The 16,347-nt window shown below is 59.4% G+C and carries 8 protein-coding genes; 3 read left to right on the top strand and 5 right to left on the bottom strand.

All coding sequences use genetic code 11. The features are described from left to right. Positions 1-80: 80 nt before the first annotated feature. The gene (locus tag ACUIAH_RS05285) at positions 81-1,625 is read right to left on the bottom strand and encodes a DHA2 family efflux MFS transporter permease subunit (RefSeq protein ID WP_445340576.1); all 1,545 of its coding nucleotides are present in this window, start codon (positions 1,623-1,625) and stop codon (positions 81-83) included. An 88-nt stretch (positions 1,626-1,713) separates the two neighbouring features. Here ACUIAH_RS05285 and ACUIAH_RS05280 point away from each other — a divergent pair, with 88 nt between their 5' ends. Next, complete coding sequence (locus ACUIAH_RS05280; RefSeq protein ID WP_445340575.1) at positions 1,714-5,208, top strand: SNF2-related protein; 3,495 nt, start codon at positions 1,714-1,716, stop codon at positions 5,206-5,208. Between the two features lie 239 nt (positions 5,209-5,447). Further along, entirely contained in the window at positions 5,448-6,218 is a 771-nt protein-coding gene (locus tag ACUIAH_RS05275; RefSeq protein WP_445340574.1) for an MIP/aquaporin family protein, read from the top strand. A gap of 83 nt (positions 6,219-6,301) precedes the next feature. On the opposite strand, the gene ACUIAH_RS05270 is transcribed toward ACUIAH_RS05275, so the two are convergent. Together ACUIAH_RS05270 and ACUIAH_RS05265 are read right to left on the bottom strand one after the other, a co-directional pair. Further along, positions 6,302-6,718 carry a hypothetical protein gene (locus ACUIAH_RS05270; protein WP_045924232.1) on the bottom strand — a complete coding sequence of 139 codons (417 nt, stop codon included), beginning with the start codon at positions 6,716-6,718 and terminating at the stop codon, positions 6,302-6,304. A 236-nt stretch (positions 6,719-6,954) separates the two neighbouring features. Beyond that, positions 6,955-12,390: a Spy0128 family protein gene (locus ACUIAH_RS05265; protein ID WP_445340573.1), complete on the bottom strand. Its 5,436-nt coding sequence runs from the start codon at positions 12,388-12,390 to the stop codon at positions 6,955-6,957. A gap of 204 nt (positions 12,391-12,594) precedes the next feature. Between ACUIAH_RS05265 and ACUIAH_RS05260 the strand changes: the two genes are divergently transcribed. After that, on the top strand, positions 12,595-13,845 hold the full coding sequence (locus tag ACUIAH_RS05260; protein WP_445340572.1) for an MFS transporter: 1,251 nt from the start codon (positions 12,595-12,597) through the stop codon (positions 13,843-13,845). A gap of 158 nt (positions 13,846-14,003) precedes the next feature. Here ACUIAH_RS05260 and ACUIAH_RS05255 read toward each other — a convergent pair whose 3' ends face one another. After that, the gene (locus ACUIAH_RS05255; protein ID WP_445340571.1) at positions 14,004-14,369 is read right to left on the bottom strand and encodes a TIGR02328 family protein; all 366 of its coding nucleotides are present in this window, start codon (positions 14,367-14,369) and stop codon (positions 14,004-14,006) included. 112 nt (positions 14,370-14,481) lie between these two features. Continuing rightward, positions 14,482-15,222 carry an SDR family oxidoreductase gene (locus ACUIAH_RS05250; RefSeq protein WP_445340570.1) on the bottom strand — a complete coding sequence of 247 codons (741 nt, stop codon included), beginning with the start codon at positions 15,220-15,222 and terminating at the stop codon, positions 14,482-14,484. Positions 15,223-16,347: the final 1,125 nt, after the last annotated feature.

Here is a 16,347-nt window from a genome sequence, read left to right as displayed (position 1 = left end):
CCAGGGATGACCGGGCGGCCCACGATGGCGGGCCTTAAGTCCGGTCGCCGTCCTCCAGTCTAGCCAGGGACGCTCCCAAGCTAGCGGTGCGAACTTGGAGCTTGCTGAATGTCCCGTTCGGCCTCTGGCTGCTCGGCGTGGGAGAAGTTGCGCACCTTCAGGGAGACGGCCAGAGCGGCCAGAATCAGCACCAGGGTGAAGATCAATCCGTAGTGGGTGCCCCTGGTGAAGGCCTGGGCTTTGTCAACTCCGGCTGCCTGCCCCTCGCCCATGGCCAGCAGGGAGGTGGTGACGGCCGTGGCCACGGCTCCCACAATCTGCTGCATGGTGTTGATGATGGTGCTTCCGTCGCCGGACTGCGGGCCGCTCAGAGAGTTGAGCGCGTAGGTCTGGGCCGGTGACATGGCCAGTGGGCAGCCGATCATCAAAATGATGTGGGCCGCCACCACCAGGGCCACAGGGGTGTGCGGGCCGGTGAACAGGAGGATGACCGTGCCGAGCAGGGCGACAAGGAAGCCGCAGCGGACGGGCATACGAGCCCCGAAGCCGTCGTAGAGCCGGCCGGCGAAGGCCGAGACCAGGGCGTTGATGGCCCCGCCGGGCAGCATGAGGATGCCGGTCATGGCCACGGGCAGGAGCAGCCCACGTTGCAGGAACTGGGGCAGCAGATACATGGAGGAGAGGATGACTGCGAAGTCCAGCATGACCAGGGTGGCGCCGTAGCGGAAGGCCGGGATGGAGAAGATGCGCAGGTTGAGCACCGGGTGTTCCAGGCCCAGCTGACGACGAATATAGAGGACAAGGGCTACTAGGGCCACGACCAGGATGATCAGGGTGACGGGGGAGAGCCATCCGTACCGGCTGGCCAGGCTGACACCTGCCACCAGTCCGCCGAAGCCGACAATGGATTCCAGAATGGAGGCCAGGTCGGGCCGCTGGTGGGTGATGGTCCCCACATTCTTCAGGAAGCAGACGGCGAAGACCAGAGCCACAACCAGGAAGGGGGTGAAGAACCAGAAGATCCAGTGCCAGGTCAGCTTGCCCAGGATGATCCCGGTCAGGGTCGGGCCGATGGCGGGAGCGAACATGATGACCAGGGCGCACATGCCCATGACCGTGCCCAGACGGGCTGGCGGGAAGATCAGCATGGCCACGGTGAACATGAGCGGCAGGATCAGGCCGGTGCCGATGCCCTGGATCAGCCGTCCCGTCAGAAGGACGGGGAAGGTGGGGGCCATGGCCGAGACCACCGATCCTGCCAGGAAGGCGACCAGGCCGAAGATCACGGTCTGCCGGGTGGTGAACCACTTGGAGATCAGGCTGGAGAAGGGCAGGACGATGCCGATGACCAGCATGTACCCCGTGACCAGCCATTGCACGGTGGCAGCGGGGATCTGGAAGCTCTCCATCAGGTTGGGCAGGGCGATATTGAGCGAGGTCTCGCTCAGCATGCCCACGAAAGCCCCGATCATCAGCGCGGCGATGGCCGGCCAGGGATGGGGGACGGCCGGTCGTGACCGGTGAACAGAGGCAGAGGTGGACGTGTTTTGCACGATGATGATCTCCTTCTTCAGACAAACAGCACGCCATCTTAGGGAGGCGGTCATTTTTTCGTAAGTCGGCATGTCTACTCGCTTCGCCGAAGGCGTGCCGCATTGGAACGGAAAAGGTTATGCTCGGGAATGGTCGTCAGAGACCATAAGGAGGGTGCGTGTGGATTGGCATGCAGCGGTCTACGGGTCAAGAGCCGTTGGTTCAGGAGACCATGGCTTCTATGATCCGGGCGACGATGAGGAGGGGCGGACCTTCGGCGATCCAGACACCATCTCTGACGCCGCTCTGCGCCGATTGGGCGGCAAGGCCTACTTCCGCGCCCATCAACTGCTGGATGACCGCCGCTTTACAGACCTGCGCCTGCGGCACCTGGGGGCTCTGACCGTTCTCAAGGGGCGTGTGCCCGCCACTTATCAGCCGGATGGCGACTGCATGGTCCAGGCTCGGCTGGACGAGCAGGCCCATCGGGTCATCGACTCCTCCTGCACCTGCCGGGCCTTTGGGCGCCAGGGTCCTGCCTGCAAGCATGTCGTCGCCCTGATCATGGCCTACAACGAGTCCAGCCAATCCTTTGCAGGATCGGATGACTGGGACGGCGACCAGGGTCGATCCAGTTCCGCCCGGTCGACCTCGGGACCCCTGGCAGCCTACATGCGCCGGCAGGAGGGTCGGCGTCGGCAGGCCTTTCGTGACCGCCAGCTGAACCTGCTCAAGCAGGAGAGCGGACCGGTTGGCGGCCGTCACCTGCCCATCGGCTCGGTCGGGCTTATCCCCGATCTGACCAGTGAGCGCGGCGGCTGGCTGGTCCGTCTGCACATCACCCTGTCCTCCCACGGGGTCGCCTACCTGGTCAAGGACCTTCCGGCCCTGCTGCGTGCCGTGGACCATGGCGAATTCATGTCTTACGGGCGGCGGCTGGCCTTCATTCATTCTCGTGACACCTTTGATGACCGGGCCCAGGCTCTGCTGACCATTCTTGAAAGGGCCGGTGCCATCCGCCGCAGCCTGGCCGAACAGGAGGGGGGCATGCGCCGCCGCCTTGCACGCGCAGGATTGGCGGGGATCCGGCTCAGCGACGACGAAGTGGCGCAGATTCTCGACCTGTTCGTAGACTCCGGGCTCACCCTGGACTACACGCCTCCCGAGGACTCCTTCCTGCAGACCATGCCTGCCCCCGTCCTCGACGGGGATCCGGACCCTGGCATCGCGGTCAGCAAGGAGGCGGATGGCTACCGGATCACCCATGCCCTGGCCGTGGAGCGCTTCATCGTCGGTCAGGTCTCTTCCTTCGTTATCGTGCGCCCTTCGCAACCCGGCTTAGGGCTGGATCCGGGGCCGGTCATCCACCGCTGCAGCGCGCGTTTCATGCGTCATCGGGATCTGCTGGAGACCCTCTGCCGTCCTGGCGAGGATCGGGATCTGCATCTGGACGCCGACGACCTGGATCTGTTCGCCCGGACCGTCCTGCCTGACCTGGATCAGGGCGCCCAGGAAGGATCCGGGCTCTCTGCCAGTCTGCCCGAGGAGCTGGATGCCCGGCGGCGGCCGCCCTGCAGGATCGAACTTTACCTGGACAGGGATCGGCAGGGGGTCAGCTGTGACCTCAAGGCCCGCTACGGGGACCGTCTTCTGTCCGTCGGCGCTGATCCTGCCTCGGAGGATGAACCCGGCAGAGATCGGGAGAGCGAGTCTTTGGCCCGGCAGACGGTTCGCCGCTATTTCCCCTTGATGGAGGAGGGGCTGGCCCGTATCCCCGAGGAGAACGAGGAGGCCATCCACACCCTGTTGACCCGGGGCCTGCCTGTGCTCAAGGGTCTGGGACAGGTCTTCTCCACCCCGGCCTTCGACGGGCTGAGCGTCGTCTCTCATCCGCAGATCCGCGTGGGTGTGCGGGTGCGCTCCGGTCTGGTCGAGATCTCGCCCATCGCCGATGAGGTGCAGCCCGAGGAGGCTGCTGCCATCCTGGCCGACCATCGCCGCCGTCGGCGCTTCCATCGCCTGCGCAACGGGGCTTTCGTCGAATTGGATGATCTGAATACCGAGGCTGTGGACACCCTGGCCCAAGACCTGGGCATCGACCCTGCTGATCTGGCCAAGGGGCCGGTCCATGTGCCTGAATTCCAGCTTGGCTACCTGGATGCGCTGGTGCCCGAGCAGGACCGCGATCCCAGCTTTCGAGACTACCTGAAGGAGCGCAAGCCCGACCCTCAGGGGTTCAGGGTCCCTGACGGGCTGCGCGGACAGCTCAGGCCCTACCAGGTCGAGGGGCTGCGTTGGCTATGCACCCTGAGCGACCGCGGATTCGGCGGCATCCTAGCCGACGAGATGGGTCTGGGCAAGACCATACAGATGCTGGCCTACCTGCTCTCCCGTCGGGATCAGGCCAGGGGTCGGGGACCGTCGCTGATCGTCTGTCCGGCCTCCTTGGTCTATAACTGGGAGGCCGAGTGCCGCCGTTTTACGCCGGATCTGCGGGTGGCGACCCTGGCCGGAGGGCGCAGCCAACGTCAGGCTCTGCTGGATCAGGCGCAGTCCTACGACCTGTTGATCACTTCATATGATCTGCTCAGGCGGGACCTGGACCGGTATCGGAGCCTGCCCTGGTATGCCTTGGTTCTGGATGAGGCCCAGTACATCAAGAACCATGCCACCAAGGCCGCACGGGCCGTACGCGCTCTGGACAGCCTGCACCGGTACGCCCTGACCGGCACGCCCATCGAGAACCGGCTGTCCGAGCTTTGGAGCATCTTCGACTTCCTGATGCCCGGGATGCTGGGTCCCTACTCCCGGTTCCGGGACCGCTTCGAGATGCCCATACTCAGCGGCGACCAGGATGCCCAATCCCGGCTCCAGGCCCTGGTGGGGCCTTTCATTCTGCGCCGGCTCAAGTCCCAGGTGCTGACGGATCTGCCCGAGAAGATCGAAAACGTGATCAGCGTGCCCCTCCAGGGTCGCCAGCGCAAGCTCTATGCGGCCTTGGAGCAGGAGCTGAGGGCCACGCTCAACAAGGAAAGGGACCAGGAGTACGAGGTCGGCAAGATTCAGGTCCTGGCCCAGCTGACCAGGCTGCGGGAGGTCTGCTGCGATCCGCGTCTGGTCTATCAGGATCAGGGTAGAGACCGGCGCGGCGATTCGGCCAAGCTGGATGCCATCGAGGATCTGGTGGCCTCTTGCCAGGATGCCGGACGCAAGATGCTGATCTTCTCCCAGTTCACCTCCTACCTGGACCTGATAGCCCAGCGGCTCCGTCGGCTGGACGTGTCCTACGACCTGATCACCGGCGCCACCTCCAAGAAGCGGCGGCTGGAGCTGGTGGAACAGTTCAATAGGGATGCCACGCCGGTTTTCCTGATCTCCCTGAAGGCCGGCAACACCGGGCTCAACCTGACCGGAGCCTGTGTGGTGGTCCATGCGGACCCCTGGTGGAACGCCGCAGCCCAGGAGCAGGCCAACGACCGCGCCCACCGGATCGGCCAGACCCAGGACGTCAACGTCTACCAGATCGTAGCCAAGGACACCATCGAGGAGCGCATCCTCAACCTGCAGCACAGCAAGAGCGACCTGGCATCGCGCTTTGTCGATTCGGCTGCCTCCACCGGTGCTGCCAGCGTGGCCAGGCTGAGCAGAAAGGACCTCCTGGCCCTGCTGAGCTGATCCGAAACGGCTGCTGATCTACTAGTCAATGGTCATGAATACAGCATCATGGTGACGAGACCCTTGGGTCACGGCTTCGGTTATTCTTGATGTATTAGTCAAATCGAAAGACTATATGTATGAGCAGATTGTTGGTTGCTCCACCGGTGGTTTTGTCGATTTGGCAGCAGTTGACTATTCGGTTCTGGGAGTCTGGTCACCTTCAGCTCCTTTGATGGCAGGAAGCTTGGAGGGAAAGCATGATCAGCGGTGTGCAGATGTTCTGCTCAGAGTTTATGGGTACAGCCATTATGATGGCCATCGCGGTCATGGTCGCAGCCAGCAGGTCACTCCCCAAGACGGGGGCCTATCGGGCTGACTGGATCAACGCTTCATTGGGTTGGGGTCTTGCTGTTTATGTAGGCGTATATGCGGGGTGGAGAACGGGCGGCCATCTCAATCCGGCTGTGACCCTGGCCAGGGTGGTCGGTCACTGGATTGATCCGCAGGCGACTTTGAACGGTCTGGCTGTGGGCAAGGGTGGCATTCCGGTTACCTTAGCCAACGTAGCCATTTTTATTTCCGCCCAGTTCCTGGGGGCTTTCTTTGGTTCCTGCCTGGGCTACCTGGGCACTCGCAAGCATTTCGAACTTCCGACCGATACAGATACCAAACTTATGGTTTTCTGTACCAAGCCGGCCATACGTTCGAATTTCTGGAATCTGACATCGGAGGCTATCGGCACGGCCATTCTGGTTACCTGGGTTTTTCTCAATGGGGGGACGCCTACCCAGGTCGGGCCCCTGGGCGTGGCCCTGGTCATCACGGTTCTGGTCATGGCCCTCGGCGGGGTTTCCGGTGCGGCCATGAATCCGGCACGTGACTTTTCCGCTCGATTGGCATACTGCCTTTTGCCCATGTCCGGCAAGAAGGATGCGGACTGGAGCTACGCCTGGATACCCTTTGCCGGGCCGATCGTCGGAGCCTGCGTCGGTGTGCTAGCTCCTGCCTGGATGGGGCTTCTGCCTTGATTGTCGGCATGGAAAAGCCCTCGGTCCTGTCAGGGGGTTATTACGACGGGACCGGGGGTCGAGTGAGTTAAGGTAGCTCAGGCTCAGTAGCTGGCTGAGGTGGGCTCCTGGAAGCGGACTGTCAGCCCGCGGCCGTGGTGAAGGAACATCTCTGCACCGTGGCGGTCGACGTCGCGATGGGTGAAGAGCATGCGGATGGCGAAGGCCGTCTGGACATCATCAGGCAGATCCAGGAAGGCCTTGTGGGCGTCCCATCCATCGGCTGCGACAGCCTTGTTGGGCACGTAGGCGTATCCATAGCCGTCCTCGTCCACGTAGCCCAGGAACGGCAGATCCCATGCCTGGTGGTAGCTCAACTGATCCTTGTAATCCTCGACCTTCTTGAGGGCCTCGTCGCTGATGCCGTACTTGCGTGCGACCTCGTTGGCCTTGGCGGTTTTCGCGTCGGCGTCTTTTTCGAACATGGAAGTATCAACAACAATGACTGTATCGTCTGCCATGACTGACCTTTCTGTATGACGGCCTGCACGTGTGACAATCGACATCATGACCGTGCAGGGCCATGACCGTTCAGGTGACCGTCCATCGTCGACGGTGACCTCTGGATGCAAGATTCCTTCCACTTGCAAGAATAGCAAATTTCGCCTGCAGATAGGGGCAGGGAACCGTGAGGTTCGCCATAGGTGCCTGTCACTAGTGAAGAAGAGGCCCAGCTGTGTTCTCATGCGGGGAACGATTAGCCCAGGTCAGCATCCTGATCCCTGCGATGCCGCAACAAGCACATCAGTGCCAGGCCGAGGACGGCAGTGCCGACAGTCAGTGCTACAGGCATGACCATGTCTGAGCCTGAGGCGGCTAGGGCTTGAGAATCTGCAGATGGCTTTGCTTGGTCATCAGAAGATTGGTTTCCTGGCACCGGTTTTTGGCTATTGGAACTGGTTTGATCTGGTTTGTTGGATGCATGATCGGACTCGCTCGGTTTGCTCGGTTCTACCGGTGGATTCGGCTTGTCATGTCCTCCAGAGTTGCCAGGGTTGTCAGGGTTATCTGGCGTGGCCGGCTTGGCCTGGTAGGTGTTGGTGAAGGTGGTGTCCTTGCTGGTGATGGTGGCTTGGAGCTGGCCGTTGAGGTCGTCGGTGACGTGGACGTCGACCGTGGCCGCGTGCCGGTCGTAGGTGATGCCGGGCAGGCTGCCCTGGTCCTCGCGGATGGTGTAGTGGTAGTCGCCGGGCTGGTCCAGGGTCAGGTCGTTGAAGGCGATCCTGCCCTGGGCGTCGTTGGATGCCGAGCCCGCTTCATGGCCGGTCTGCCCGTCGTACAGGTGGAAGGTGAACTCGTTGGCTTTCAGGTCCCGGCCCTGCAGGTGCTTGGTGGCGGTGATGACGGGCTTGGCTGGCTTGGCCTGGTAATGGTTGGTGAAGGTGGGGTTGTTGCCGTCGATGGTGGCTTGGAGCTGGCCTTGCTGGTCGTCGGTGACGTGGACGGTGATCCGGTGCGTCTTCTGGTCGTAGGTGATGCCGGGCAGGCTGCCCTGGGCCTCGCTCACGGAGTACGCGTAGTCGCCGGCCTCGGTCAGGGTCTGGTCGGGGAATGCGACGGTCCCGTCGGCCTTGTTGGATGCCTGGGCCGGCTTCCCGCCCTTGGTGTTCTGCAGGAGGAAGTCGAACTCCCCGGCTTTCAGGCCCCGGCCTTCCAGGTGCTTGGAGGCGGTGAGCCTGACCGTGGCCGGCTTGGCCTGGTAGGTGTTGGTGAAGACCGCCGTGTCTATCTTCTTGCCCTTGCTGTCAGTCCACTGCGCCTTGGCTGTACGGTGTAGCTGAGCTGCATCGGTTGTCAAAGTGATGGTCAGGATTGCAGTGCTCTGATCATACGTCAGGCCAGGAATGGAGCCGGTTTCCTGGCGTATACGATACTCGTAGCTGCCATCGTCGGGCAGAGCAGACACGTTGACGGGCACCTGAATATTTTGGTTGTCGGCGTCTACGGTGATTTGGCTGGGCAACGCTGCGGACGGTGCGCCACCCAAGGGCTCGGCAGTTAACGTGAAGGAGTCTGAGTTGAGCCAGTTCCTGCCTTGGATCTGTACTTTGACTCCTGCAGACACTTCATTGGTGTCCATTGTTCCTGTCAAGCCACAGTTGTTGAAATCCAGGGATTGGCTGGCTGCGTCCACCATATCCTCGGCCTTCTGGAACTTAATATCCTTGATGACGGCGCCTTTCATAGTTCCGTCCTCCAGTATGTCGCTGGCTGAGGAGTTTTCGCTCGGGCTGGCTCCGCTGGCCTTCTGGATTGTCGTAGACAGGTGGGTCCAGTTCGTACTCGGAGCGGGGTCGAACCGCAGATGGAATTGCCCTGCCGGTATATTGGTCAGTTCGTACTTGCCCTGGGAATCAGATTTTGTGCTTAGATCATCATGTGGGGTGACGACCGACTTGGCGGGCTTGTCGTCAGAATCGTTGAGCAGGGTCACTTTGACATCTTTAAGCAGAATATCTTCCGAAGAGCGGGTGCCGTCCCCATCGACGTCGTACCATACGATGCCACTGATGGAACGTTGAACAACCATGGCCTGGGCCGGCATTTGGTTCAGTGCATTGCCCCAGCGATTCCGATAGAGGTCGCCGGAGGAGTTGTTTCCGGGGTTTATATGGAAAGTAATGTCATAGCGGAATTGGTTGGGCTGCCCATCGATGACGAAGGCCCAGGCCACCACGTTTGCAGGCATTTTCACTTCGCCACTTGTTGTGTCCAAGTCAGCCTTGTCCCAAGAGAGGTATTCCTGGGATTGTATGGAACTCGTGTCATTCACTCGCCATCGAGAATCTGTGGTGTAGCGGATGGTGATTCGGCTCAGACTAGCCCCCGCCGAAGCTTTTACGCTCATATCGGCAAAAGTAGGTTCCCCGTGGAAGTCGGGTTTGCCGCTTGTCTGTTTGTACGGCATGATGTCGATGGCATAGTGATGCTGCTTGCCACTGCCTGAGGTGCTGCTCAGCATGTTGGTGAAGCCGATTGGTGCGCCGGCTTCATTCGTATCCTGTACGGCTGAAGTGGAAAGGCTGGTGGTGTTGGTCCGCCAAGCGTGGATAGTGAAGGAGTCGGCAGTCTTCAAGTATGTGTTGGGCTGGGACATATTCTGTTTTGACTGAACTGTGGCAGAGGTCGTCAGGTCTTCGTTGGAGCCGATGTCTTTGTTAGGGTCAGTCAAGTCACCCAGGGAGGTGGAGAAGTGGATGACGCGGTTGTTGCCGTCCACAGGGATGTCGGTCAGTGTCCAGGACAGAGTGGTGATTCCGGTTCCGGGGTCCGTGCTCACTGATGGCTCACAGGCGGTTCCGCCCTCTATGTGGCCCATTTCAGGCGTGGCTTCCGTATATGTGCCACCCAATCGGGCGCTGCCGGGGATGTAGTGGAGCTTTGCCGGTAGTTTGTCGGTGATGTAGAGTTCGGTTTTGGCGCCCTTGTTGGCTTGGGAAGCTGATGTGCCGGTGTTGATGGTTAGCCGCCAGTCAACGAACCGTTGATCGCTGTCTATGTCAAAGTATTCTTTGGGTTTGGAATTGGTGCTTGCTTGTGCTACGGCGTTGGAGATGGTGTTGGTTTCGCCGGCTACATAGAGGCTGTCCCCGTGTTCATTGCCGCCGGTGTCTCCGCCCAGGTAACCGTTTATTTGGTCATAGTTGGCCTTGGTATAGCCTCCGACTGACGTGGCTAAGACGGGAGATTTGATTTTGGCCAGATCGTAGGGGTTCTGTTTCTTGGCCCACTCCTCCCATTCCTGATCGCTGGAGTTCTCGGGGCTTAGCCCGGCCATAGCTGCTAATTGGCTGCGGGTGAAAGTGCGTGAAACTGATGTCAGCTGGGCTACCGAACCTACTTTGGCATCGGGGAGGACGTTGATCACAAATCCACCGAAGCCGAATCGGGAATTCTCTTCGGCAAACCTGGAGGGCGCGGCGGTGCGCCCGCCCAGCAGCATGCCTACAACCGTGCCATGCTTCTTTGCATCCTCCTGCGTGCTATAAAAGTTCAGATCCTCTATGTCGGCATTGGCTTGCTCAGTGTCGTTTTTCCAGTCTTTCCCGTCGGGTTTGGTGGCGTACATGACCAGATCCAGCAACGGGTTTTTATCGCTCGTTGGATCATTGTATTTGCCGTTCTGCCAGATGCCGTTGCCCCAGGGAAGATCCAGACCGTCGGAGTTTGGCAGTCCAACTACCTTTGGGTCGATCTTGACCAAGGACATTCCCAGCAGAGGCAGATCAGCCTTGCTGGTTTTGAAGTTAAAACCGGCCGTTACCCGCACTTTGGTCCCTGCGACTGCTGAGTCGGTCCCCCGTAGATTGTCAGGAGCAGTCCACCACCCGCAGTCCACGCCGTCATCAAAAAAGTTAGGAGCCGTCATGCAACTGTACTGAATGATGTTGCTGATGCCTGCCTTTATTGTGTTGGAGCCTAGCGTGAAGATGACGTTGTGCCACATGTCATCGGACTGGTCGGGTTGGTTTGACGTGTCCGTGGGGCCAGAGGCATGGGGTAAAGACTGGTTTGATAGCGATTTCGCACTCAGGTTGCCGTCGTCGACCTTGCTCTGCAAGCTGAGACCGGTCTGTCCATAGTAGTTGGCCACGTCTTTGCCGTCGACAGTGGAGGGGTTGAAGACATATAGGTAACCAGTGGAGATTTCGGCCACTTCTTGTCGCGTGCAGTCAGTCGAGGCCAGGGCAGGCGTGCACTTGGCGTCTGGTGCATAGGTGTGTCCCAGGTAGGGGAAGGGGTCGTTGGTTTTATAGTCCTTCAAAGTCAGGTCCAGCCTGAGGCCCTGGCTGTTGCGCTGTTCAGCCACGGTGTATTGACCATTGCCTTGGACTTGGTCCTTTCCAGCCGTGCCACCCGTGGATCGGGCATAGCCATAGTTGCTGAGAGTGGGTCTCCAGCCCTGATCGCCGGTGTTGCGTCCGCTGTTGTTGAAGTCGCCGTCGATGGTGCCGATGTCCCAGAAGTAGGGTTGCAGATCCGCTATCTTCGGGTAGGCATCTCCGCCAGCGGTCTGCCACAAATTGCTCAGTGACAGGGAAAAGGTAATGGGGCCAGTGGGAACCTCCAGACCCTTGAGGCCCTTGGTTCGATCGGGCCAACGCATGTCAACGGCCCAGTTGAACTTGCTGATTATCCCCTTGCGCTTACCCAGCTCATGGTTGGGGTAATTGCTGGCGGCTGGGGTGTTGAAGTCGAAGGTTTGGTTGCCGGAGCCTTCATTGGTTCCGCCAGTGATTCGCAGGTTCAGATTAAGCTTGGCCGACACGGTGACCTGATCGGATGTGGCTGAAGCAGGATCGGTCTTGGTGGTGGTATTCGGAGCGCCCCAGGCTTGGACCTCGGGGGCGAATTTGCTGCCATTGGGCATGCTTCGGACCCGAAGGACCAGAGTGACGCTGGAGGATCCCGGAATAACGGTAGACAAATTCTGTGGGGCGGTGAGTAGCCTGTAAACGGTAAGCACCTGTGTCGGATGACCGTCGATAGTCTCTGTAGTTTGCTTTGGCTGGTATTCCGGCGTAGTGTCCACCCAGCCCATGGAATTCACATCAAAGGTGACCTGGTCCTCAGGCTGGCTCAGTTTGAATTGGAAGCCTATTCGGCCTCGGCGATAGCTGGTTGTCTCGCTGCGGGTATTTACGGCAAAAGAGTAGGTGTAGGACACCTTATCGAAAGTGCGCACTATGTCATTGTCTGCATCGTGGTCGTCGCCGGGGTTGTTGTCGTTGTCGAAAGGAGCCGTGCCAGTGGAGCGGGAAGCTTGGGACAGTGTGGTGACCACGGCGTCGTCGGTGTCCAGCATGTCCTTGATTGCCGATTTGGTGGTCGGCCCTGTGCTGGGTTGTATGGGCGCGGCCTGGCTCGAGGAGGTTGACTCCGACTTCTGAGCGGTTTGGGCTGCCCCGGACGCGGCGGTGTTTAACTGTGGAGTCGAGGTTTGGGTCGACGTGGACGATGCCTGGTTTGTGTCAGTCGCTTGCTGTGCATGTGCCGTTGGAGATGTCGACGTGGAGCCCGTGGTCTGGGCATCCGCTGTTTGCCCGCCATCAGCCAAGGCCATGGTGGGTATCAACATGGCCATAGCCATCAGGCCGGCCAGGACTTTTCCGCTCAAATTACCCTTTGCCACGTTTCTCCTTTTGAGCGCCGACGACCGCCTGGGGCGTCGGGCCGGGCATCCCTTTCAGGTCATCCGGTCGACTGTCTACGATGGTTATTGAGTCATCCGATAATAATGCTATAGAGCAGTATACAAAATCACTGGCTATGATCCCGCTATTGATATGCGACTCCGAAGAAAAGAGTCAATTATGGACAGAACAAGGAGACCCGCATGAGTGAACGGGATCATCGTGAGCCTTCGGCGGTCGGTCCTCCAGGTCACGGAATGCGCGAGCGGTCGGCCGTTTACGGGTTTTTCATCATCATGGGCATCGGTACTTCGGCCTGGATTTCTCGACTGCCAACAGTCAAGGCAGGTCTCGGTCTGCAGCCTTCGGGCCTGGCTCTGATGACCATTCTGGGCGGATGCGGCGCTCTGGTCGGCATGCTGGTCTCGGGAGTGCTGACCGATCGGCTGGGTGTGCGCCGGGCCATGCTGCTGGCAGCCTCCACCTGGTGCCTGGGAATGGTGATCGCGGCTTTGGCCGTCACTCTGCGTTCGGTGCCAGGGGTGGTTTTGGGCCTGCTCTTCAATTCGGCGGGGATCAGCCTTTGGGGAACGGTCAACACCGTTGAGGCCGGCGCGGTGGAGCGCTTCTCCTCTCGGTCCATAATGCCGCGCTTCCATGCCTCATATAGCCTGGGCATGTTTCTTGCTCTGGGACTGGGCTCGCTCCTATCTCACCTGGGTGTAGCCATAGGTGCGCACCTGGCGGTCAATGCGCTAGTCAGCCTGGCTCTGGTGATTGCCTGCGTTCTGCTCTGCCCGGCTCAGCCTCTAGGGGATTACAAGGGCGGCGCTGACGACGAACGTTCGGATCAGCAGGCGGGTTCAGGGCAATCGTCCGCCTTCGGCAAGCAGTTGGCTGCTTGGGGCGATGCACTGGTTCTCATGCTTGCCCTGATTAATGTGGCCCTGGAGGCCAGCGAGGGTGCCGTCAACGACTGGAGCGGGATCGGCCTGGTCGATGCCTTCGGCGTCCCCGAGTCCCAAGCCGGTCTTGCTCCCACGATCTTCGCTGCAGCCATGATCGTTTCAAGGCTGTTGGGGACACATCTGATCGAGCGGTTGGGGAACATGCGCTCGCTGGTCCTGACCCTCCTGGTCTCGGCTCTGGGCATCCTGGTCTATGCTCTTTCGCCCTCTTTTGTATTGAGCCTTGTGGGCACTGGAATTTGGGGTGTCGGAGCTGCTCTAGGCGTACCCATTGTTACTACTTTGGCAACCAAGGATCCAGCCGTGGCGGCCCAGCGTGCTTCGGTCATCTCTACTGCCTACTACGGGGTCTCCTGGATCATCCCTCCGGCTATCGGGTTTCTGGCCGACCATACCGGTGTCAGGCCGGCGCTGTTGCCCTTGGCGTTCTTGCTGGTGGCGGTCACCCTCCTGGTGCCCCCGGTGTCCAGGCTCACTCGGGAATGACGCCCTTCGGTTGGCAAAACTCCGCCAACCGGTTGTCGGGCGAAGCACAATCTTTGGGCAGGTACTCGGATTCAAACAGCCGTTCCCAAATATTGCCGTACACGTCAGTGAATTTTATGGCCACAGCAGCCAGTCGACACCGGCCCTGAGGATCGCCTTTAGGGCAAATGGATGCCCTTCCCTGCCAGGTTAGCCAAACACTCCTGCAGATAGGCTGCATCGTGCTCGGGGTAGATGGGGTCCGTCAACGGCACGGCAGTCAGATCCTTGTATGGCGGGCAATGCCTGCCGCGGTAGAACGGATCATACCAGGCAGGATCAGGATGATAGCCGCGCTCGCGCATCGTTGCCATGACCAGCAGATGAAATTGAAAGAGCTTGTATGGGCAGTGGTCGAAGACATAGTCAACGGTGGCATGCCGTCGACCCCATCCAAGGCCCCGCAGGGCGGTGATCTCCCTATGCTGGCCCAGCAGCTGCTGTCTGGGAAGCAGCCGGATCAAATCTTGATGCCACAGTCGCATGACGCCCCCTCGTTGAGGGCATAAGTGAACCCCTCCTTCAGCCTAGCCACTTGTATCACTGTGAAGCGGACTGGCAGAAGAAGGGGTTGGGGCAATTCCTTACTGGAACTCCTTACTGGGCGATGAATCCACCGTCCACAACGAATTCGGCACCCAGCGCGAACTTGGATTCGTCGCTGGCCAGGTAGACGCAGATCTCGCCGATGTCCTGGGGCTCGCCGATATGGCCCAGGGGCGTCAGCTTGCTCATCCTGTCCTCAAGGCTCTGGCTGATCAGAGGGGTCTTGATGAATCCGGGATGGACCGAGTTGATGCGAACACCGTAGTTGTTGTTGGCGGAATCCAGAGCGGCGGACTTGGTCAGTAGCCTGGTGCCGCCCTTGCTGGCGTTGTAGGCTCCGGCCCGGCTCAGGCCCACGAAGCCCTCGATGGAGGAGATGTTGATAATGGATCCGCCGCGGCCTTTCATGACCCGCATGCCATGCTTGGTGCCCAGGAAGGTTCCGTTCAGGTTGATAGCGATGATCTTCTTCCAGTCATCGTAGCTTTCCTCGTCCATGGTGACGCCCTTGTCGCCGACGCCGGCGTTATTGACCACGGTGGTCAGCTGGCCCAGCTCCTTTTCAACGGTGTCGATGGTGGAGACCCACTGGTCCTCGTCCGTCACGTCCAGGGTGTGGAAGACGACCTGCCCGGGATGCTCTTGCATGAAGCTGCGGGAGGCATCGGTCTCCTTGATGTCGGTAAGGGCCACCTTGGCTCCCTCGCGGACGAAGCATTCGGCGATGCCTATGCCCATGCCGCCGGTTCCTCCGGTGATGATGGCCACCTTACCTTGTAGACGATCAGTCATATCCACTCCTTTATAGAGATGTGCTGTCGTATTTCATCCTATGTGATGGCATGCCCATACTGATGGTTGCTGCATGAGCCATTCGGGATGATACGTCTCCTGCGGTTGGTATGTGGATTTGTATTACTGCTTCGCCAAGCCTGCTGGCTGTAACTCGATGAGATTTTTCGACCTCAAAAGCGATGCTATATGGCGTAAATCAGCATGATGCCAACTGTATTGTTCACGAATTAGTTTGGGTCAATAACGTATCCGCACTCATCGGCCTTTGTAGCTTGGTACCTTATCTTTGAACAAGCAGCGATACAGAAATTACTGTAAAAATTATTTCATGTATACAGGCTCTCTATCCTGTGGCCATCGACCAGTGGAAGAGAGCCAGTTGTCAGAGCTGTTACCATGATCAGCGCGCTCAAGGTGAGCAGTATGGCACAACCATGTGGCGGTCAACAATTATTTCCCAGAGGATCGCTGCGACGGCTGAGGCTGCGGAATCGTCCATCTGTACGCAGGCATCAATCTCCGTATAGTCCAAGGTTCCGAAGCCCGAGCGCACCAACAGAGGTGTTTCGACCGTCGTGCAAGTATATACGAATCCAAATCCGAAAGAACTGAGCAGCAGCAGGATGCCCTGGTTGGTGAAAGCTCATATCGCAAAGATGCCCATCAGTCCGCTACTGATCTCCCCCCCCTAAACTAAGGACCGCATTCCGGTCGTTGATGAATCCAAGTGTGATCTCGCCGATTGCTTGTCCAATCATGCAGGAGGAAGCAATCAGACCTGCCATGGAGGCCATGGAGGGAATGGATGTCGCATAGGGGGGCAGGAATTGGTAGACAGTCTGATCAATGGTGATCAGTGCGCAGAATATCTCCAAGGATCAGAAAGCCGGGGTACGCGGGGTCTGATGTGCTGTTATGCCCTTGCTCGTGGGTTTTGCTGTAGATCTAGGTCTGATGGATGTGAGCGGACGACGAATATGGTAAATGGAAGAGCGGCGACCTGGATGATAAGTCCAACGGTCAGGCATCTACGTCTCCATCCGTCGGGTGCGGATTGGATGATCAAGTTGCCTAATTGGTTGAAAATAGCACCGCCTACACCTGTGAAGACCATGCACAAAC

The sequence above is a fragment of the Bifidobacterium sp. ESL0820 genome (genome assembly GCF_052606235.1).
This window is presented reverse-complemented; position numbering and strand designations above follow the sequence as displayed.